The organism is Gilvimarinus gilvus (assembly GCF_030518155.1).
GTDB lineage: Bacteria > Pseudomonadota > Gammaproteobacteria > Pseudomonadales > Cellvibrionaceae > Gilvimarinus > Gilvimarinus gilvus.
The window spans coordinates 1-349 of the sequence record NZ_JAULRU010000267.1; the positions used below are offsets into that span (position 1 = coordinate 1).

Annotated in this window: 1 protein-coding gene; it reads right to left on the reverse strand. The window is 61.6% G+C overall.

The genetic code is table 11. From position 1 onward, the window contains the following. Window positions 1-349, reverse strand: a 349-nt coding sequence (locus QWI17_RS04730) for an efflux RND transporter permease subunit (RefSeq protein ID WP_302721367.1), incomplete at both ends; no start/stop codon positions are given.

The following is a 349-nucleotide window of genomic DNA, read 5'->3' on the forward strand; positions in this document are numbered from 1 at the left end:
ACCAGCCCGACCTGGGTGTAGATGTTCATGCTCGACAGGCCCAGGAACAGTGGCAACAGCGCCCCGCAGATCGACAACGGTACCGTAACCAGGATCACCAGCGGATCCCGGAAACTTTCGAACTGGGCCGCCAGGACCAGGAAGATGATCGCCAGCGCCAGGCCAAAGGTCACCCACAGTGCGCTACCTTCCTGCACGTACTGGCGGGCCACGCCGGCATAGTCGAAGGCGAAACCTTCCGGTGCCTCTTCGCGGGCGATGTCCTGCACGGTCTTCAGCGCTTCGCCCAGGCTGACCATCGGTACGCCTTGAATGATCGCCGAGTTCAACTGCTGGAACTGGTTGAGCT